16 protein-coding genes are annotated in these 17,916 nt (G+C 72.5%); 10 read left to right on the top strand and 6 right to left on the bottom strand.

From position 1 onward, the window contains the following. Positions 1–57: 57 nt before the first annotated feature. On the bottom strand, positions 58–2,490 hold the full coding sequence (locus ABD254_RS00375) for a glycoside hydrolase family 95 protein (RefSeq protein ID WP_344244510.1): 2,433 nt from the start codon (positions 2,488–2,490) through the stop codon (positions 58–60). A gap of 390 nt (positions 2,491–2,880) precedes the next feature. Then, positions 2,881–3,555, bottom strand: coding sequence for a FadR/GntR family transcriptional regulator (locus ABD254_RS00370; protein ID WP_344244508.1), 675 nt, complete (start codon positions 3,553–3,555; stop codon positions 2,881–2,883). Positions 3,556–3,821: 266 nt separating this feature from the next. Between ABD254_RS00370 and ABD254_RS00365 the strand changes: the two genes are divergently transcribed. The 9 genes from ABD254_RS00365 (at position 3,822) to rbsD (ending at position 12,845) form a co-directional block, all read left to right on the top strand. Next, positions 3,822–4,970 carry a mandelate racemase/muconate lactonizing enzyme family protein gene (locus ABD254_RS00365; protein WP_344244506.1) on the top strand — a complete coding sequence of 383 codons (1,149 nt, stop codon included), beginning with the start codon at positions 3,822–3,824 and terminating at the stop codon, positions 4,968–4,970. A 3-nt stretch (positions 4,971–4,973) separates the two neighbouring features. Next, entirely contained in the window at positions 4,974–5,984 is a 1,011-nt protein-coding gene (locus ABD254_RS00360) for a hydroxyacid dehydrogenase (RefSeq protein WP_344244504.1), read from the top strand. A gap of 50 nt (positions 5,985–6,034) precedes the next feature. Beyond that, positions 6,035–7,498: a hypothetical protein gene (locus ABD254_RS00355; RefSeq protein ID WP_344244502.1), complete on the top strand. Its 1,464-nt coding sequence runs from the start codon at positions 6,035–6,037 to the stop codon at positions 7,496–7,498. An 85-nt stretch (positions 7,499–7,583) separates the two neighbouring features. Then, entirely contained in the window at positions 7,584–8,861 is a 1,278-nt protein-coding gene (locus ABD254_RS00350; RefSeq protein WP_344244500.1) for an ABC transporter substrate-binding protein, read from the top strand. Positions 8,862–8,886: 25 nt separating this feature from the next. Continuing rightward, the gene (locus ABD254_RS00345; RefSeq protein WP_344244498.1) at positions 8,887–9,780 is read left to right on the top strand and encodes a carbohydrate ABC transporter permease; all 894 of its coding nucleotides are present in this window, start codon (positions 8,887–8,889) and stop codon (positions 9,778–9,780) included. Beyond that, a complete protein-coding gene (locus tag ABD254_RS00340) occupies positions 9,777–10,619 on the top strand; it encodes a carbohydrate ABC transporter permease (RefSeq protein ID WP_344244496.1) in 843 nt (280 codons plus the stop codon). Before ABD254_RS00345 ends, ABD254_RS00340 begins: the two co-directional genes overlap by 4 nt. A 41-nt stretch (positions 10,620–10,660) precedes the next feature. Further along, positions 10,661–11,365: a deoxyribose-phosphate aldolase gene (gene deoC / locus ABD254_RS00335; protein WP_344244494.1), complete on the top strand. Its 705-nt coding sequence runs from the start codon at positions 10,661–10,663 to the stop codon at positions 11,363–11,365. Between the two features lie 26 nt (positions 11,366–11,391). Beyond that, on the top strand, positions 11,392–12,351 hold the full coding sequence (locus tag ABD254_RS00330; protein ID WP_344244492.1) for a ribokinase: 960 nt from the start codon (positions 11,392–11,394) through the stop codon (positions 12,349–12,351). Further along, positions 12,348–12,845: a D-ribose pyranase gene (rbsD, locus tag ABD254_RS00325; RefSeq protein WP_344244491.1), complete on the top strand. Its 498-nt coding sequence runs from the start codon at positions 12,348–12,350 to the stop codon at positions 12,843–12,845. Before ABD254_RS00330 ends, rbsD begins: the two co-directional genes overlap by 4 nt. Positions 12,846–12,930: 85 nt before the next feature. On the opposite strand, the gene ABD254_RS00320 is transcribed toward rbsD, so the two are convergent. From ABD254_RS00320 to ABD254_RS00305, 4 genes are all read right to left on the bottom strand, one after another. Continuing rightward, positions 12,931–13,695 carry an ABC transporter permease gene (locus ABD254_RS00320; protein ID WP_344244489.1) on the bottom strand — a complete coding sequence of 255 codons (765 nt, stop codon included), beginning with the start codon at positions 13,693–13,695 and terminating at the stop codon, positions 12,931–12,933. After that, complete coding sequence (locus ABD254_RS00315; protein WP_344244487.1) at positions 13,692–14,534, bottom strand: ABC transporter ATP-binding protein; 843 nt, start codon at positions 14,532–14,534, stop codon at positions 13,692–13,694. The genes ABD254_RS00320 and ABD254_RS00315 overlap by 4 nt, the downstream gene beginning before the upstream one ends. 31 nt (positions 14,535–14,565) lie before the next feature. Next, positions 14,566–15,408, bottom strand: coding sequence for a DUF4097 family beta strand repeat-containing protein (locus ABD254_RS00310; protein ID WP_344244485.1), 843 nt, complete (start codon positions 15,406–15,408; stop codon positions 14,566–14,568). A gap of 79 nt (positions 15,409–15,487) precedes the next feature. Beyond that, the gene (locus tag ABD254_RS00305; RefSeq protein WP_344244483.1) at positions 15,488–16,006 is read right to left on the bottom strand and encodes a histidine kinase; all 519 of its coding nucleotides are present in this window, start codon (positions 16,004–16,006) and stop codon (positions 15,488–15,490) included. Positions 16,007–16,159: 153 nt separating this feature from the next. Between ABD254_RS00305 and ABD254_RS00300 the strand changes: the two genes are divergently transcribed. Further along, positions 16,160–17,848, top strand: coding sequence for an MDR family MFS transporter (locus ABD254_RS00300; RefSeq protein WP_344244481.1), 1,689 nt, complete (start codon positions 16,160–16,162; stop codon positions 17,846–17,848). Positions 17,849–17,916 lie beyond the last annotated feature (68 nt).

Raw genomic sequence — 17,916 nt, 5'->3', positions numbered from 1 at the left:
GTGTCCTCTCTTGGTGGTGGATGGTGCGGTTCGCGCCGGCAAGGGCGCGACGTGGGTTCAGCCCGCCGGCCGGACGACGTAGGTCGCGCCGCGACGGGTCTCGAACACGGCGAGCCCGTCCTCCGGGTGCTCGACCCGGACGGGCCCGCCCGGCCCGGAGACGCGGACGGTCCGGTCGGTGCGCAGTCGGACGGTGTTCCCGAGGAGTGACCGCACTCGGGCCTGCTCGAGGCGGTGCTCGTCCCACGTCATCGTGATCTCGAAGCCGCCCCGGGCCCGCAGGCCGCGGACCCGCCCGGCGGGCCAGGCCTCCGGGAGGCACGGCAGCAGCCAGACCTCGCCCGAGTGGCTCTGCAGGAGCATCTCGTTGATCGCCGACGTGCCGCCGAAGTTCCCGTCGATCTGGAACGGCGGGTGCAGGTCGAAGAGGTTGGGCGCCGTCCGGCCGGGGGAGAGCAGCTGGGTGAGGTGCGTGTACGCGGCGTCCCGCTGCAGGAGGCGGGCCCGGATGTTCATCTTCCAGGCGAGCGACCACCCGGCCGTCACGGCCGGTCCTCGCAGCTCGAGAGAGCGGTCGGCCGCCGCGGCGAGCTCCGGCGTGCCGCGCGGGGTGATCTGGTCGCTCGGGAACACACCCCACAGATGGGACACGTGCCGGCTGGTCTCCGTCGCCGCCTCCTCCCAGTCGATCAGCCACTCCTGGAGTTGGCCGAGGTGACCGACCTGGTTGGGCGGCAGCTTCTCGCGCGCCGCGCGCGCCTGGGCCGCCGTCTCCCGGTCGAGGCCGAGCTCGGCCGACGCCTTGTCGAACGCGGTGAACAGGTCGCGCAGGATCTGCATGTCCATCGTCGGGCCGGCGCAGATGCTCACGCCCTCGTCGTCGATCTCGTGATGCTTGAGCTCGGGCGAGTGCGACGGGTTGGTCACCAGATACCCGGTCGCGCCGTCCACGACGAGCGTGTCGAGGAAGAACTCCACGGCGCCCCGCAGCACGGGGAAGTACTCGCGGAGCGTGTCCAGGTCACCCGTGTACTCGTAGTGCTCCCAGAAGAGGAGCGAGAGCCAGGCGCCGCCGGTCGGCCAGACGCCGTAGAACGCGTGGTCGACGGGCGCGGACCCGCGCCACAGGTCCGTGTTGTGGTGGGCCACCCAGCCGCGTGCGCCCCACATCGTCCGAGCGGTGCGGGCGCCGGACTCCGCGAGCTCCTCGATCATGGCGAACAGCGGCTGCCAGCACTCCGCGAGGTTCGACGGGCCCGCGGGCCAGTAGTTCATCTCGCAGTTGATGTTGAGCGTGTACTTCGACTGCCACGGCGGCAGCATCTCCGCGTTCCAGACCCCCTGGAGGTTGGCCGGCTGGCCGGGGGACCGGGAGCTCGAGATCAGGACGTACCGGCCGAACTGGTAGTACAGCGCGGCGAGCTGCGGGTCGCCGCCGTCGCGGAAGGCCGCGACCCGCTGGTCCGTCGGCAGGTCGATCGCGGGCGACGTGCCCAGGTCGAGGTCCGTGCGGCCGAACAGCTCCTGGTGGTCGCGGACGTGCGACCGGCGCAGGACGCCGAAGCCCCGGACGGTGGCCCGGTCGAGCGGGCCCCGCGCCCCGTCCAGCGGGTCGCCGCCCACGTCGAGGTAGCTGCGGTGGCTCGTGCCCATGGTGACGAGCAGGGTCACGGCGTCCGCGCCACGCACCCGGAGAGAGGACTCGTCGCACACGACCGAGCCACCCTCGGGCAGCGCGCGCGCCAGGGCGACGAACCGCACCTGGCCCTCGAGCCCCTCGGCGTCGCCGGAGCGGCCCTCCAGGGCGAGCGTCCGTCCGTCGTGCGCCAGCGTGGTCGATTCCTGGGGCGACCGGAACGAGGCGTCGAACGAGACGGCGCCGGGCGCGTCGGCGCGCAGCCGCACGACGATCGCCTGGTCGGCATGGCTGCAGAACACCTCCCGGGTGTGCCGCACCCCGTCGGCGACGAAGGTCGTCGTGGTGACGGCCGTCGTGAGGTCGAGCGACCGGCGGTACTCCGTGGCGTCGGCGGCGAGCCCGGGGAAGGTGAGCAGCAGGTCGCCGACGGGCTGGTACTGCATCTGCTCGGTGGGGCGGCCCATGAAGCGCTCGTCGGCGAGCCGCTGCGCCTCGCCCCACCGTTCCTCGACGACAAGACGCTGGATCTCGGGCAGCACCTCCGCGCCGCGCGGGTCGGCGTAGTCGTGCGGCCCGCCCGCCCAGACCGTGTCCTCGTTGAGCATGAGGGTCTCGGCCGCGACGCCGCCGAACACCATGGCGCCCAGGCGTCCGTTGCCGACGGCGAGGGCCTCCAGCCATGCGGCCGCGGGGGCGGTGTACCAGAGGCGCAGGGGGTTCGTCTCGGTGTCCGCCGGGCCGGGTCCCTCGGCGTCGGCGGCGCTCGCCACGTCCTGCCCGCCCAGGACGACCGCCCCGGCCGCCGCCACGCCGGTCGACCGCAGGAGTTCCCGTCGCGTGAAAGAGCTCATCGCATCCACATCCCTCTCGTCATCGAGTCACGGAAGAGCGGCTCCCGTCCGGTCAGCCGGACGCGCCCGCCGTTGGTGCTGGGTCTCGGTGCCTGGATGGTGCTGCGGCGGCGGGGCCGGGCCCCGGCCGCCGTGGTCGCCGCGCCCGGCGACCTCGTCGGGCGTCAGCGGTGATGGTTCAAACCTAGTACATCACATGTCATATAAGTCAACAGTGCGAGGCGGTTCCCGTGGAGTCGGCAACCGGGTCGCGCGGTGCGCGGGTCGGGCGGGGGCGTCGTCCGAGCGCGCCGGGGCGGCCCGCGCCAGGGCGGCATGCGCCGCCGCGGCGCGGAGGCGTGGCGGGAGCGGTCGGCGGGTCGCCCGGGGGACGGTCCGGCCGTCGGGCGGTCAGGAGCCGGACGTCTCCTGCGGGCGGCGGCGCGCCCACGCCGACGTGATGTGCTCCCGCATGGCGGCCTCGGCGCCGGCGCCGTCGCCCGCGAGGAGGGCCTCGACGATCCGGGCGTGACCCTGATGGGTCGACCGGATGTCGTCCACGCTCGGGGCGCCGCTGTACTGCGGGGAGTGGAGCGCCTTGCCCTGGATGCTCGAGACGATCGCCCGCCCGAACGCGTCGCGCGACGCCTGGTGGATCAGCTCGTGGAACTCGACGTCGACCTTGGCGTAGGCGACCGGGTCGTCGATGAGGTCCGCGAGCTCGTCCAGCTTGGCGGTGAGCTCGGCCCGCCGCGCGGCGTCGAGCAGGCCCGCCGCCCGGGCGGCCATCGCGCACTCGAGGGTCGTGCGGATCTCGATGAGGTTGTCCAGGTAGACGAGGCGGTCCTCGCGCTGGAAGAGCGCGTCGAGCACGAGGGGGTCGAGGAGGCTCCACTGGTCCTGGTCGAGGACGACCGTCCCCCAGCCCTGCCGGGACGCGACGAGCCCCTTCTCGGTGAGGGCCGTGGTGGCCTCGCGGATGACGGTGCGGCTGACCTCGTACCGCTCGCACAGGGCGCCCGCCGGCGGCAGGGCGGAGCCCGGCGGGTACTCGCCGACGACGATCGCCGTAACGAGACTCTGCACGACGGCGGCTGCGAGCGGGGGCCGATGCCGGGTGGGCCGAGGCACCGCACCGATGGGCTGGGGCGTCGTTGTCATGTCGTCCGGGCTCCGTTCTGCGTCGCGACCTGCGCTGACGGCTACCCCGAGCGTAGCCGAGGGTTGCGCACTCATCACTCGTATCATAAGTTATGACCTAGCGAGGGCGCGCGCATCCAGCGGAGGCGCCTCTGCGAGACGGCCTCGAGACGGGCACACCGACGGCGGTGCGTGCGGAGTAGGAGCAGTGGATGCGAATCACGGGATACCGGACCCTGACCACGGTGCACCGGTGGGGGCGCCCGGTGGGCGACGTCAACGGGGTCGTCGCGGGGGGCGTCACCGAGGTGCCGGTGGTGCTCCTCGAGACGGACGCGGGCGTCACCGGCGTCGGCCTCGGCGCGGGCGGCGACCTCGACCTCGTCTTCGGGGCGCTCGAGGGGCAGGACCCCCGGGCGGTGACCGCGCTCTACGACCGGATGCTCGCCTTCGTCTTCAAGTCGGGGCACGCGGGGAGCGCCTTCGGGACGATCGGCGCCTTCGACATGGCGCTGTGGGACCTCAAGGCCAAGCTCAACGACGAGCCCCTGTGGCGCACGCTCGGCGCGGCCGACCGGTTCGTGCCCGCCTACGCGTCCGGGCTGGAGTACGCGCTGCCGGACGACGCGCTCGTCGAGCTCTACGAGCCGTGGGCCGACCGAGGCTTCACCGGCGCGAAGGTCAAGGGCGGCCTGGACATCGACCGCGACGTCAAGCGGCTCGCCATCGTCCGGGACGTCCTGCGCGTGAACGCCGACCACCCCGACCTCATGTACGACGTCAACGAGGCGTGGGGCCGCCACCAGGCCGTCCGGTTCGCCCGGCGCGTGGAGGACCAGGTCGACATCATGTGGATCGAGGAGCCCGTGCGCCGCTGGGACGTCGCCGGCCATCGCGCGGTGGCGTCGGAGCTGCGCGCCGCCGTCGCCACCGGGGAGAACCTCACCGGCCTGGAGCAGTACGGGCCGCTGCTCGACCGCGACGCCGTGGGCGTCGTGCAGGCGGGCAGCGTCTGGGGCATCACGCACTTCCTGCGGGTCTCGGTGCTCGCGCTGGGGCGCGACCTGCCGGTGAGCCCGGTGGGCTACAACGCCAACCCCGTCGCGCACGCCTCCGCCGCGGTCCCCAACCACCTGGTGACCGAGGTCCAGGACCTGTCCGCGCCCGTGGGGCTGCGGGTGGACCAGGAGATCCAGGACGGCGGCATCGTCCTCGGCGACGCCCCCGGCCTCGGCATCGAGGTCGACGAGGAGCTCATCGCCGCCAACCGCGAGTCCGGCACGTGGGCGGTGCCGTCGGGGCCGCACGTGCGGCCGGTCGATGCCGGGCTGCGCCTGGCGCGGCGCCGGGCGGGCGAGTAGGCCGTGGGCACGGACACGGCACGGCCGCGCGCCGTCCTCGCCGCCGACCCGCCGACGCTCGTCGAGCGCCTCTTCCCGCCCGAGGTGCTCGCCCGCCTGTCCGACGTCGTCGACCTCGACCCCGGTGAGGTGATCACGGAGGTGGGGTCGCACGCGGCGCGCCGCAGGCTCGCGGGCGCCGAGGTGCTGATCGCCGGCTGGGGCGCCCCGCGGGTGCCGGCGGAGCTCGTCCCGAACCTGCGGGCCGTCGTGTACGCCGGCGGGGTGGCGCGCACCTGCCTCGCCGACCCCGCGGTGCTCGCCGGGCGCGGGGTCACGGCGTCCAACGCCCGCGCCGCGAACGCGGTCCCGGTCGCCGAGTACACGCTCGCGATGATCCTGCTCGCCAACAAGAAGGCGCACGCGGCCGAGCGGGCCTACCGCGAGCGCCGGGCCGCGCCGGACGCCGACCGGTTGCTGGCGGGCACGGGCAACTTCCGGCGGACGGTCGGGATCGTCGGGGCGTCGCAGGTCGGGCGCCGCGTCGCCCGGCTCCTGCAGTCGTTCGACCTCGACGTGCTGGTGCACAGCCCGGAGCTCGCCCCCGGCCCGGTGCCGGGGCTGCCCGGCGCTCGCAGCGCCGCTCTCGAGGAGGTCGCCGCGAGCAGCGACGTCCTGTCCCTGCACCAGCCCCTGACCCCCGAGACCGTGGGCCAGATCGACGCGCGGATCCTGGGCCTGCTCCCGGACGGGGCCACCCTGGTCAACACGGCGCGCGGCGGTGTGGTCGACGGCGACGCCCTGCTCGCCGAGCTGCGCACGGGCCGGATCGACGCGGTGCTCGACGTCACCGACCCCGAGCCGCCGCCGCCGGACAGCGAGCTGTGGACGCTGCCCAACGTCGTGCTCACCCCGCACGTCGCGGGCTCGACGGGCACGGAGCTGCGCCGGATCGGCGAGTCGGTCGTGGCGGAGGTCGAGCGCTTCGTCCGCGGGCTCCCGTTCGAGCACCCCGAGGAGCTGGTGGCACCGTGAGCGCCATGAGCGAAGAGCTGAAGACCCCCGGCGAAAGGCCAGGAGGACACATGGCGCGCGGACAGGACGGGCCCGACGTCGCGGCGCTGGCCCGCTGGCTGCGGAGCTGGGTCGGCGAGGAGGGGCAGGTCCGCGGGTTCCACAACCACAGCGTGTGGGGCACGAACCCGGCGACCTTCGTCGACTTCACCAGCGGCCACCAGGCGTTCTCGGCCCCGGCCACCGCGGCCTTCGGCGAGGTGCTGGGCCGGTTCCCGGACGAGCGCGGCCGCGAGCTCTGGCGCCGGATGATGCTGTACCAGGCGCGGACCGTGCAGGACGACGGGCAGTTCCGCCACATCGGCTTCCAGGTGGGGGAGTCCGCCACCTCGGGCCTCATCCACAACATGGTGGGCTGCCTCGGCCTGCTCGAGGGCCTGCGTCACGCCGGCCACCTGCTGGCGGACGAGGAGCGGGACGAGGTGCTGCGGGCCGTGCGGCGCGACCTCGACGCGTGCCGCGTCTACGGCGGCGGCCGGCCCACCCCCGAGGGCACCGTGAACCAGGAGTACGCGCGGGTCTGGGCCAAGCTGCGCTACACCGAGCTGAGCGCCGACGACGTGTTCGCGGCCGAGCTCGAGGAGGACCTCGACGTCCTGATGCGCCTGAGCCACCTGCGCGGGGTGCCCGACGACGAGTCGGTGGGCGTGTTCCGCCAGCCGACCGACCGTGCGGCCGGCGGCATCCTCGAGCCCGCCGAGTACTACGGCCTCATGGTGGTCCCGCTCGTGCTGGGCGCCCGGCGGTTCGCCCGGCCCGACCTCCTGGACGAGGCCGTCGCGATCTGCCGGCACGTCGCGCGCTCGGCGTGGGTCGACGACGCGGGCTGCACGCGGTTCCACCGCTACTGGTACGCCGGCGGCGCCACGCGGCTGCGGTCGACGACCCCGATGCTGATCGCGGGCATGGGGCTGACCCTGTACGGGGTCGAGGAGGTGCTGGCCGAGGTCGACGTGCCCGAGCTGCGCGAGTTCACCGCGGCGTGCCTGCGCACCTACGCGCGCTACCAGTCGCCGGCGGGCCCCTTCGTGTCGGCGACGGGCTGGCACCACGAGGCCGACGTCGCGCCCAGCACGGCCTGGCACGCGCACGACCTCATGTTCCTGGCGCGGCACGCACTGGACCGCGGCGAGGTCGTGGGCCGGTCGTTCTGGGACGCCGTGTTCGCGGACCACGACCGCCAGGCGGTCATCCTGTCGGACCGGGCGATCTGGGCCGAGGACGGTGAGCACTGGTGCATCCTCAGCCCGTACACGGCGGGCGACCTCAGCATCTTCGGCCGCAAGGACCGCGACACGTTCGCCCGGTCGTTCTTCGCGTGGACGGACAAGGAGCCGCTGCCGCCGGAGTTGGAGTATCCCGGGACGCCGGCGTTCTTCGTGGCGGACGACGGGATCTTCCGGATCGACACGTCCGACCGGCCGACGGACGTGACCGTCGTCGGGCCGATCCCGTTCCGAGGCCGGCTCGGCTGAGGGCTGGTGGAGCGCCACACCTCACATGTAGCATGTATGACAAGTCCTCCTCCGGAGGACGACGCACCCACAGAGGGAGACAAAGATGTCAGCAAGGATTCGGCGCGGGGCCATCGGTGCCTCCGCGCTCGGGCTCGTCCCTGTCCTCGCACTCACGGCCTGCAGCTCCGGTGACGGCGGCGGTGGTTCGGGCGGCGGCGACCAGGTGCGGATGCTCGTGAACATCACCGACAACCTCACCCAGGCGAAGTGGGACGAGCTGGTCAAGCCCTTCGAGGACGAGACCGGGGTCGACGTCAAGGTCGAGGGGCCGAGCGGCCAGTCCGTGGCCGAGTCGTTCCCGACGCTGCTGGCCGCGGGCACCGCCCCGGACGTGATCCAGTCGATCTTCCCGACCGCCGATACGGCGCCGGAGGTCCTGGACCTCACCGAGTACGACTGGGCCCAGGGGACGCCGATGTCCGACCTGTACTCCACGGACGGGACGATCAACGTCGTCGGCGTGGGCATGCAGGCGCAGTCGCTCATGTACTACAACAAGGACCTCTTCGCGAAGGCGGGGATCACCGAGCCCCCCGCCACCTGGGAGGCGCTCGACGCCGCGCTCGAGGCCCTCAAGGGTGCCGGCGTGGCCAAGCCCGTCGCCTTCGCGTCCGAGTGGGCCACCGGCGTGCAGACGCAGCAGGTCTGGCACCCGCAGCAGAACCTCACGACGCCCGGCTGGCAGCAGGCCGTCGCCGACGGCTCCTCGACGCTCGGCGAGCAGTTCGAGCCGATGTTCGAGCACGTCGCGAGCTGGATCGAGGCGGGCTACACGACCGCCGACGACGTCGCCACCGACAGCGGCACCCAGGAGGCCAACTTCATCGCCGGTGACGTCGGGATCTACCCGATGGGGTCGTGGTTCACCACGACGCTCGCGGCGTCGCCCCCGGACTTCGAGGTCGGCGTCTTCACCCCGCCGGTCGACAGCGCGGCCGACCACCCCGGACCGATGGGCGCCACCCTGGCGTTCCCCTACATGGTCTGGAACGGGACGGAGCAGAAGGACGCCGCCACGCAGCTCGTCGAGTACCTCGTGACGGACGAGGAGGCCATCGCCGCGCAGGCGGAGATGGACAACTTCAACCGGGAGGGCCTGGACACGAGCGCGAACGAGTACTCGTCCCTCGTCCAGGACGCCGTCGAGGCAGCGCCCTCCTTCGTGGTCCCCGGCAACCAGACGGTCGGCGACTACGCGCTCCCCGTGGCGGGCTTCAACGAGAAGTTCACCGAGGTTGCGCAGGGTCTGTGGCAGGGCACCTCCGCGGCGGACGCCGCGGCGGAGCTCACGGCCTGGTACGACGCGGAGGCAGCCGGCTGACATGGCTCAGGGAAGGACGGCACGGGTGCTGGGACGACGGGGTGCCCTGGGCCGGGGGCTGATGACGGTCCCGGCCGCCGTGATCTACGTCGGGCTCATGGTCGTGCCGGTCGGGTACGCCGTCTACTACTCGTTCACCGAGTACAACGGGATCCCGAGCCAGTCGCCGGAGTGGGTCGGCCTGGAGAACTACACGCGGATCTTCGCCGACCCGACCGGCGACATGCACCACTCCCTGTGGGTGACCGGGCTGATCGCCGTCGTCGGGGCCTTCCTCGTGAACGTGATCGCGCTCGGCCTGGCGCTCCTGCTCCGGCGCACCACCGGCTTCACCACGTTCGCGCGGGCCGTGATGTTCTACCCGCACGTGCTGTCGGCCCTGATCGTGGGGTTCCTCTGGCAGGCGATCCTGGGCCCGCAGGGCGCCGTGAACAACCTGCTCGAGGGGGCGGGCGCGTCCACGCTGCCGTTCCTGTCCGACCCCGACTGGGCGCTCGCGACGATGATCGGCGTGATCGTGTGGGCGCAGCTCGGCGTGCAGCTCGTGCTGTACCTGGCGGGGCTGCAGGCGGTCCCCGCGGACCTGCAGGAGGCCGCGACGCTCGACGGCGCGGGCCCGGCGGGGGTGTTCCGGCACGTCACCTGGCCGGCGCTCGCGCCGACCGTCACCGTGACGATCGTGACGTCGGTCCTGTCGCTGCTCAAGGTCTACGAGGTGGTGCTGGGCCTCACGAACGGCGGGCCCGGGGACGCCACCCAGACCTGGGCCTACGAGATCCTCGCCGTGTCCTTCGCCAACAACAAGGTCGGGCTCGCGTGCGCCCAGGCGGTCCTGCTGATCGTCGTCGCCGGGATCCTGTCGTTCACGATCATCGCGCTCCGACGGCGCGCGGAAGAAGGAGCGGAGGCGCTCTCATGAGCGTGGGAACCAGGTCGCGCCCCACCGTCCGGAGCGTCGTGATCGCGGTGCTGTCGGTCGCCATGCTCGTGCCGCTGTACATCGTCGTGGTCAACGCGTTCAAGCCCCAGCAGGAGATCCTGCTGTCCCCGCTGGGGCTCGACCCCGCCACGGCCACGACCCAGTTCCTGCAGGATGCCTGGACCAACCCCAACTTCCCGGTGGTCGCGGGCTACGCGGTGACGCTCTTCCTCGTCGTCGCGTGCAACGTCGTGGCGATCGGCGCCGCCGTCCCGACCGCGTACGTCATCGCCCGCACGCCCACCGTGGTCTTCCGGTTCCTGCTGATGTTCTTCGTGGCCGGCATGTTCATCCCGGCGCAGATCATCCTGGTCCCCGCGATCTTCGTGCTCAAGGCGCTGCACCTGATGGGGACCCTGCCGGGGCTGGTCCTCTTCATGTCGTCGACGATGATCCCGTTCACGCTGTTCATCTTCACCGGGTACATCCGGATGCTCCCGCGCTCGCTCGACGAGGCGGCCGCGATCGACGGCGCCAGCCAGCACCGGATCCTGTGGCGGATCGTCTTCCCGCTCATGAAGCCGATCGTCGCCACCGCGTTCATCCTCAACGCGCTGAGCGCGTGGAACGACTTCGTCAGCCCGCAGCTCATCCTCGGCCCCGGGTCGTCGTTCAAGACGATCACCACGGGGGTGTACGCCGCGGTGTCCTCCTACACGACCAACTACGAGATCGTGTTCCCCACCCTGCTGCTCGCCGTGGTGCCGATCCTGCTCATCTTCGTCGTCATGCAGCGACACGTGATGAGCGGCCTGTCCGCCGGCGCCGTCAAGGGCTGAGGCCCGCACGACCCCCCTCTTCCCCAGCAAGGAGACCCAGGATGACCCTCGACTTCACCGACCCGCGCCAGGTCGCCCGGGCGATCCAGTACACCAACGTCAACCCCGACCTCACGCGCGACGGCGTGATCGAGCACCTCGAGACGTGCGCCAAGTACGGTTTCGACGCGGCGATGATCGCGCCGTACTGGGTGTCGCTCGCCAAGGACGTGCTCGCGGGCACCGGGGTACGGGTGGCGTCGACGCTCAACTTCCCGATGGCGAACGACACGCTCGAGATGCGCACGGCGGCACTCGGCGGCCTGATCTCGGCGGGCGTGGACGAGTTCGACTTCCCCCCGCACCCGGGGCTCCTCCTGGGCGGCCAGGAGGAGCTCTACGCGCGGGACGTGGCCGAGATCGTCCGGCTGGCGCACGCCGAGGGGGTGGCGGTGAAGGCCATGCTCGAGTTCGGCTTCCTGCCGACCGACGAGCTCAAGGTCGCCGCGACCCGTCTCGCGTACGAGGCGGGCGTGGACTGGGTCAAGCAGTCGTCGGGCTGGGGCAAGGGCGGACTCGCGGCCACCGAGCACGACGTGCGGCTCCTCGCCGCGAACATCTCGCCGCCCTGCCGGGTCAAGGTCTCCGGCAAGGTCAACTCGCTCGAGAAGATGCAGGCGCTCTTCGAGGCCGGGGCCGAGCTCGTCGGCACCAGCTCCGGGCCCGCCATCGTCGACGGCCTCGTCGGCGACCCGGACGCCTACTGAGCGACACCACCACCGGAGGGAGAGCGATGAGGCTCACGGTCGTAGGGAGCTATGCGAAGGCGCTCGTCATGACGGTCGACCGGCTGCCCGCCCCGGGCGAGACGCTGATCGGCCGCGAGTACCGCGAGACGTTCGGCGGCAAGGGCTCCGACATGGCGGTCCAGGCGGCGCGCCTCGGCGCGGAGGTCGCCTACGTGGGAGCGGTCGGGGACGACGAGCACGGGGCCGAGTTCCGCGCCCTGCTGGCGGCCGAGGGGGTCGACGGCTCCCGGGTGACCGTCGACCCGACGGCGCCGACCGGGGTCGGGTTCATCGTCAAGGACACCGCCGGGCGCAACCTGATCGTCGTGGACAAGGGAGCCAACGACCGGCTCACGAGCGACGTCCTCGACACGTCGGCCGACGCGCTGCGCGACGCGGACGTCGTGCTGACCCAGCTCGAGATCCCGCTGGACTCCGCGCGGCATGCCCTGCGCGTCGCGCGCGCCGCCGGCGTGACCACCGTGCTCAACCCCGCGCCGGCCGTCGACCTGCGGGGCGTGGACCTCTCGATGGTGGACGTGCTGACACCGAACGAGCACGAGGCGCTGGTCGCGCTCGGCCTGCCGGTGGGGGACGCGACCCCGGTCGAGGAGCTCGGCCGGCGGCTGCTGGCGCTCGGCCCACGGACGGTGGTGATCACCCGGGGCGGCGAAGGCGTGTCGGTGATCGACGACTCCGGGGCGACGTGGGTGCCGCCCGTGCTGGTGGACGTCGTCGACTCCAACGGCGCCGGGGACGCCTTCAATGCCGCGCTCGCGGTCGCGCTGGGGGATGGCGAGGACGTCGTGGCGGCCGCGCGCTTCGCCAACGTCGTCGCCGCACTCTGCTGCGAGCACTGGGAGACGGTCCCCTCGTACCGGACGCGCGACGTCGTGGAGGCGTTCGCCGCTCGCGCCGCCGGCCGCCCCACGGAGCGCACGGTCGAGACGGGGGCACCGCGATGAGAAGCGGACGGATCCTGCACCCGGAGCTCGCGGGCGCGCTGGCGACGCTGGGCCACACGGACGTCGTGCTGGTGACCGACGCGGGGTTCCCGATCCCCGCCGACGCCCGCCGCGTCGACCTGGCGCTCACGCGCGGTCACCTCGACGTACGGACGATCCTGCGCGCGCTGCTCGAGGAGGTGTTCGTCGAGGAGGTGCATCTCGCGACGGAGGTCAAGACCCACCACCCCCGGCTCTACGGGGAGGTCCAGGACCTCTTCACGGGGTCGGGCGCGACGTTCCACGGCACGACGCACGAGACCCTCATCGAGCACTGGGCGCCGCGGGCGAAGGTCGTGGTGCGCTCGGGCTCGTTCGAGCCCTGGGCGAACTTCGCCCTCGTCGCGTCGACGGACCCCTTCGAGTGGTTCCGGGACGACGACGTCACGATCCTGCCGGCGTACGTCGAGCGGCGGCGTCTGATCACCGACGGCGTGCGCCCGGACCTCGTCTGACGCTCGCGGTCGGACACGTCGACGCCGCCCGCTCCCCCGGCAAGGGGAGCGGGCGGCGTCGTGCTGCCGGGCCGTGCGCGAAGGATCAGCTGATCCGGCGCCGGTAGACGGCGACCGCGCTGGCGTACGCGACGACCAGGATGCCGACGAGCCAGCCGAGCGCGACCCAGATGTCGTTCCCGACGGGCTGCTCGGCGAACAGGGCGCGGACCGTGTCGACGATGGACGTCACGGGCTGGTTCTCGGCGAACCAGGCGACCGGGCCGGGCATCGACTCCGTGGGCACGAACGCCGAGCTGATGAACGGCAGGAAGATCAGCGGGTAGCTGAAGGCGCTCGCGCCGTCGACGGTCTTCGCCGAGAGCCCGGCGACCACGGCGAGCCAGGTCAGGGCGAGGGTGAACAGGACCAGGATCCCGGCCACCGCGACCCAGGCTCCCACGGACGCCCCGGTGCGGAACCCCATGAGCAGCGCGACCCCGACCACGATCGTGACCGAGACGAGGTTCGCGACCAGGGACGTGAGCACGTGCGCCCAGAGCACGCTGGACCTCGCGATGGGCATGGACTGGAAGCGCTCGAAGATGCCGCCCTGCAGGTCGAGGAACAGCCGGTACGACGTGTACGCGACGCCCGACGCGATCGTGATGAGCAGGATGCCGGGGAGCATGTAGTTGATGTACGACTCGTCGGTCCCGGTGTTGATCGCCCCGCCGAGCACGTAGACGAACAGCAGCATCAGCGCGACCGGGGTGACCGCGGTGGTGATGATCGTGTCGGGGCTGCGGAGGATGTGGCGCAACGAGCGGCCGGTGAGGACGCGGGTGTCGCCGAGGACGGCGGTGGTCATCGGGATTCCTTTCGTGCCGGGACGGCGCCGTCGGCGCGGTCGTCCGTGTCGGTCCGGGGGGTGGCGGTCTCGCCGGTCGCGCCGACGAGGGTGAGGAAGACCTCCTCGAGGGAGGGCTGCTTCTCGACGTACTCGACCTTGGCGGGCGGCAGGAGCTGCTTGAGCTCCGCGAGCGTGCCGTTCTGGATGATCGTGCCCTCGTGCAGGATCGCGATGCGGTCGGCGAGCTGCTCGGCCTCGTCGAGGTACTGGGTGGTCAGCAGGACCGTCGTGCCGCCCTGGGCGAGCTCCTTGACGGTCCGCCACACCTCGATCCGCGCCTGCGGGTCCAGCCCGGTGGTGGGCTCGTCGAGGAAGATGATCGGCGGGTCGCCGATGAGGCTCATCGCGATGTCGAGGCGGCGGCGCATGCCGCCCGAGTACGTCGCCGCCTTGCGGCCGCCCGCCTCGGTGAGAGAGAAGCGGGCGAGCAGCTCGTCGGCGACGGCACCGGGGTTCTTCATGTGCCGCAGCCGGGCCACGAGCACGAGGTTCTCCCGGCCCGAGAGGATCTCGTCGACCGCGGCGAACTGGCCGGTCAGGCTGATCGACTCGCGGACGTCGCCGGGCTTCGCGGCGACGTCGTGGCCGTGGACGGTGGCGGTGCCCGCGTCCGCCTTGAGCAGCGTCGACAGGATCCGCACCAGCGTGGTCTTGCCCGCGCCGTTCGAGCCGAGCAGCGCGAAGATGCTGCCGGGCTGCACGTCGAAGTCGACACCCCGCAGCACGTGCAGGTCGTTGAACGACTTCTGGATGCCCTGCACGCGGATCGCGGGTGCCGGGGTCGTCTCGGTGGTCATGTCCGGTTCTCCGTTCTGTGGATGGTCTCGGTCAGGGCCGGCGCACGACGATGTCGCCGTAGCCGGTGCTGGCGTGGATCTCGGCGGTGGACTCGTCGTCGACCGGCCCTTCGGTGGGGGTCAGCCGGTTGCGGACGGCGCCGTGCTCCGACGCGACGTCGAGGTAGGCGGCGGTGCCCTCGGGCACGCCGACCTCGATCGAGCCGTAGGAGGTGGTGAGGGTGGCGCTTCCGGACTCGAGGGCGTCGACCCGGATGCCGGCGTGGGCGGACTTCACGGTGAGGCTGCCGCGCACCTGGCTCACGACGACGTCCGCGTGCGCTCCGTGCACCGTGAGAGAGCCGGTGACGGAGCCGACCATGGTGGTCCCGTTGCTCGCCCGGATCGTGGCGTCGCCGGGGATCTCGTCGACGCGTACGGAACCGGCGCTCACCCTGATGTCGGCGGTGCCGGAGACCCGCCCGACGACGACGGAGCCGGCGGAGGCCTTGAGGTCGAGGCGGTCGACGTCGTCCGTTCGGGCGTTGCCGGCGGAGAGCGTGAGGTCGACGACGGCGAGCCGGCCCTCGGCGTGGAGCGAGCCGGTCTTGCCGCGGAGGTCGGAGCCGGCCGGCAGCTCGACCGTGATGTCCGCCGTGCCGGCGGCGAACGGGAGGACCCACTGCTTCCACGACCCGGGGTAGGTGATGGAGACCCCGTCGCCGTCGCGGTCGACGCGGACCTCGTCGGCGGCGCGGACGCTGCCGGACTTCGTGGGCTCGGTGGGCAGGACGGTGACGACGACGTCGTCACGCTCGGAGGCGACCACGTGCAGGTTGCCGAACGGCACGTCGACGGTGACCGGGACGGGGTGGGGAGCGGGGAAGGTGGGCATGGCGGGGCTCCATCGGTGGTGTCGTGGTGGTGTCAGGTGAGGCGTCGGCCGAGAGCTGCTCAGCCGGCGGGCGTGGTGGTCAGCGCACCCAGCCGGTGACGCGGCCGGAGCCGCGCTGCTCGGGACCCGCCTGCGCGGCGGGCCTGCCGGGGGGTTGCTCGAGCGCGGCGGCGACCGCCCGCACGAGCCAGGTGTTGACCGAGACGCCGTCGCGCGCGGCGGCGGTCTCGGCCTGCACCTTGAGGTGGTCGGGCAGACGCAGGGTGGTGCGGGTGGTGGCGCCCGCCTCGGCGTCTGCGACCTGCGGCGGCGTCGAGGCTGGCGCGGCGGCGGGTGCCGTCGGCTCTGCCGGGGTCACGGGCTTGGCGACGACGAACTCGGGAACCCCGGCGCGCAGGCGCACGTCGACCGAGCCGGGGGCGAGCTCGGCGGAGATCTCGCCGGCGGCGTCGGAGAGCGCGTCGAGCAGGACGAGGCGCGTGGCGGCGTCGAGCGGGGCGGTCAGGCGGTCCGCGAGTTCGCGTGCCTCGTCCCCGCCGGCGGCGGCTGCGGTGGAGAGCTGGCGCTGCAGCTGATCGACATATCTCGTCAGGTCCATGACGTCATTATGACACCATCGATGGTGTCAACGCAAGAGGTCTGGCGTCATCGGTGTGCCGGCGTGGTGTCAGGGGCCGGCGGCCGGGCGGGGCCCGTCGGCACCGTCGGGCCCCGCCCGGCGCCCGTCGGTGGCCTGTGCGAACCTCGTCGCATGTCCACCACGCCCCCGCGCGGCCCTGTCACCCCGCTCGTCGACCTGCACGGGCGCTCCGCGTGGAGCGTCCTGCCGCCGCTGATCCTCGGGTTCTTCATGATCATGGTCGACACCACGATCGTGAACATCGCCATCCCGACGCTGACGGAGACGTTCCAGGCCTCGCTCATCGAGGTCGGCTGGGTGAACAGCGCGTACCTGCTGTCCTACGCGGTGCTGATGCTCCTCGCGGGGCGGCTGGGCGACCGGTACGGGCAGAAGGCGGTCTTCGTGACCGGGCTCGTCGTCTTCACCGCGTTCTCGTTCCTGTGCGGCTTCTCCGGGAACATCGGCACCGCGCCCGAGATCGGGTGGCTCATCGCGTTCCGTGCGCTGCAGGGCGTCGGCGCGGCGCTCATGACGCCGCAGACGATGTCGATGATCACGCGGGTCTTCCCGCCGCGGCAGCGCGGCGCGGCGATGGGGCTGTGGGGCGCGACCGCGGGCGTCGCGACCATCGCCGGACCGCTCCTGGGCGGGGTCTTCGTGGAGTACGTCGGCTGGGAGTGGATCTTCTACGTCAACATCCCCGTGGGCGTCGCCGCGCTGTGGTTCGCCCTCGCGCGTCTGCCGCACCTGCCGTCGCACGGCACGACGCTCGACCCGCTGGGCGTTGTCCTGTCGGTGGTGGGCGTCGGCGCCGTCGTCTTCGGCCTGCAGGAGGGGGAGAACTTCGACTGGGGCCAGATCTGGGGGCCGGTCTCCGTGTGGGGCCTGGTCGGGCTCGGCGTGGTCGTCCTCGCGGCGTTCGTCTGGTGGCAGCACCGGCAGGGGCCCCGGGCGCTGCTGCCCCTGAGCCTGTTCAAGTCGCGGAACTTCTCGCTGGCGAACGTCGACGGCATGGTCGTGACGTTCGCGATGATCGGCATCTTCTTCCCGTTGACGATCTACCTGCAGTCGATCCTGGGCCTGACGCCGATCGAGGCGGCGCTCGTGATGGTGCCGGGCTCGCTCGTGTCCGGCGTCGTCGCGCCGTTCGCCGGGCGGCTGTCGGACCGGGTGCCGGCCAAGTGGGTAGTGGCGTCGGGCTTCGCCGCGATCGCGGGAGCGGTGGCGTGGATCGCGTCCGTACTGGACCCGGACCTGTCGCCGTGGGTGCTGCTGTGGCCGATGGCGCTGTTCGGCGTCGGCACCGGGCTGACGTTCTCGCCCTTGTCCAACCTCGCGACGTCGGGCCTGGACGCCCGCACAGCGGGAGCGGGCGCCGGCGCCTTCAACACGAACCGTCAGGTGGGCGGCGTCATCGGGTCGGCGGTGGTCGTCGCCACGCTGTCGGCCCGCCTCACCGTGACGATCCCGGCCGCGGCGCAGGACGTCGCCGCCTCGCTGCCCGAGCAGTACCGCCAGCCGTTCGTCGACGGGATCACCGCGGCCAGCGGCGACGTCGGCTCGACGTCGGTCGGGTCGGTCCAGCTGCCCGACGGCGTCCCGGCCGACGTCGCGCAGCAGGTCGGCCAGGCGGCGCAGCAGGCGTTCGCCGCGGGGTTCGCGGACGCGGCCGCACAGACGCTGCTCGTGGTCGGCCTCGTCCTCGTGGTGGGCGTGGTGTGCGCGGCGTTCATGTCGCCCCAGCAGCACCTCGAGGGCGTCGCCGAAGGCGCCGCGCGTCCCGACCGCTCGCCCCAGCCCGCACCCGACGCCTCCTGACGCCGCCGCCGGTCGAGCGAGGACGCCGGTCGAGCGAGGACGCCGGTCGAGCCTGTCGAGACCCGCCC

The sequence above is a fragment of the Isoptericola hypogeus genome (assembly GCF_039531145.1).
GTDB classification, from domain to species: Bacteria; Actinomycetota; Actinomycetes; order Actinomycetales; family Cellulomonadaceae; genus Isoptericola; species Isoptericola hypogeus.
This window is presented reverse-complemented; position numbering and strand designations above follow the sequence as displayed.

Excerpts from the sequence above, each read along its gene's own strand:
- deoC (WP_344244494.1), top strand. The coding sequence starts at position 10,661 with ATGACCCTCGACTTCACCGACCCGCGCCAGGTCGCCCGGGCGATCCAG.
- ABD254_RS00350 (WP_344244500.1), top strand. The coding sequence starts at position 7,584 with ATGTCAGCAAGGATTCGGCGCGGGGCCATCGGTGCCTCCGCGCTCGGG.
- ABD254_RS00355 (WP_344244502.1), top strand. The coding sequence starts at position 6,035 with ATGGCGCGCGGACAGGACGGGCCCGACGTCGCGGCGCTGGCCCGCTGG.
- ABD254_RS00305 (WP_344244483.1), bottom strand. The coding sequence starts at position 16,006 with ATGGACCTGACGAGATATGTCGATCAGCTGCAGCGCCAGCTCTCCACC.
- ABD254_RS00340 (WP_344244496.1), top strand. The coding sequence starts at position 9,777 with ATGAGCGTGGGAACCAGGTCGCGCCCCACCGTCCGGAGCGTCGTGATC.
- ABD254_RS00320 (WP_344244489.1), bottom strand. The coding sequence starts at position 13,695 with ATGACCACCGCCGTCCTCGGCGACACCCGCGTCCTCACCGGCCGCTCG.
- ABD254_RS00365 (WP_344244506.1), top strand. The coding sequence starts at position 3,822 with ATGCGAATCACGGGATACCGGACCCTGACCACGGTGCACCGGTGGGGG.
- ABD254_RS00310 (WP_344244485.1), bottom strand. The coding sequence starts at position 15,408 with ATGCCCACCTTCCCCGCTCCCCACCCCGTCCCGGTCACCGTCGACGTG.
- ABD254_RS00330 (WP_344244492.1), top strand. The coding sequence starts at position 11,392 with ATGAGGCTCACGGTCGTAGGGAGCTATGCGAAGGCGCTCGTCATGACG.
- ABD254_RS00300 (WP_344244481.1), top strand. The coding sequence starts at position 16,160 with ATGTCCACCACGCCCCCGCGCGGCCCTGTCACCCCGCTCGTCGACCTG.
- rbsD (WP_344244491.1), top strand. The coding sequence starts at position 12,348 with ATGAGAAGCGGACGGATCCTGCACCCGGAGCTCGCGGGCGCGCTGGCG.
- ABD254_RS00315 (WP_344244487.1), bottom strand. The coding sequence starts at position 14,534 with ATGACCACCGAGACGACCCCGGCACCCGCGATCCGCGTGCAGGGCATC.
- ABD254_RS00375 (WP_344244510.1), bottom strand. The coding sequence starts at position 2,490 with ATGAGCTCTTTCACGCGACGGGAACTCCTGCGGTCGACCGGCGTGGCG.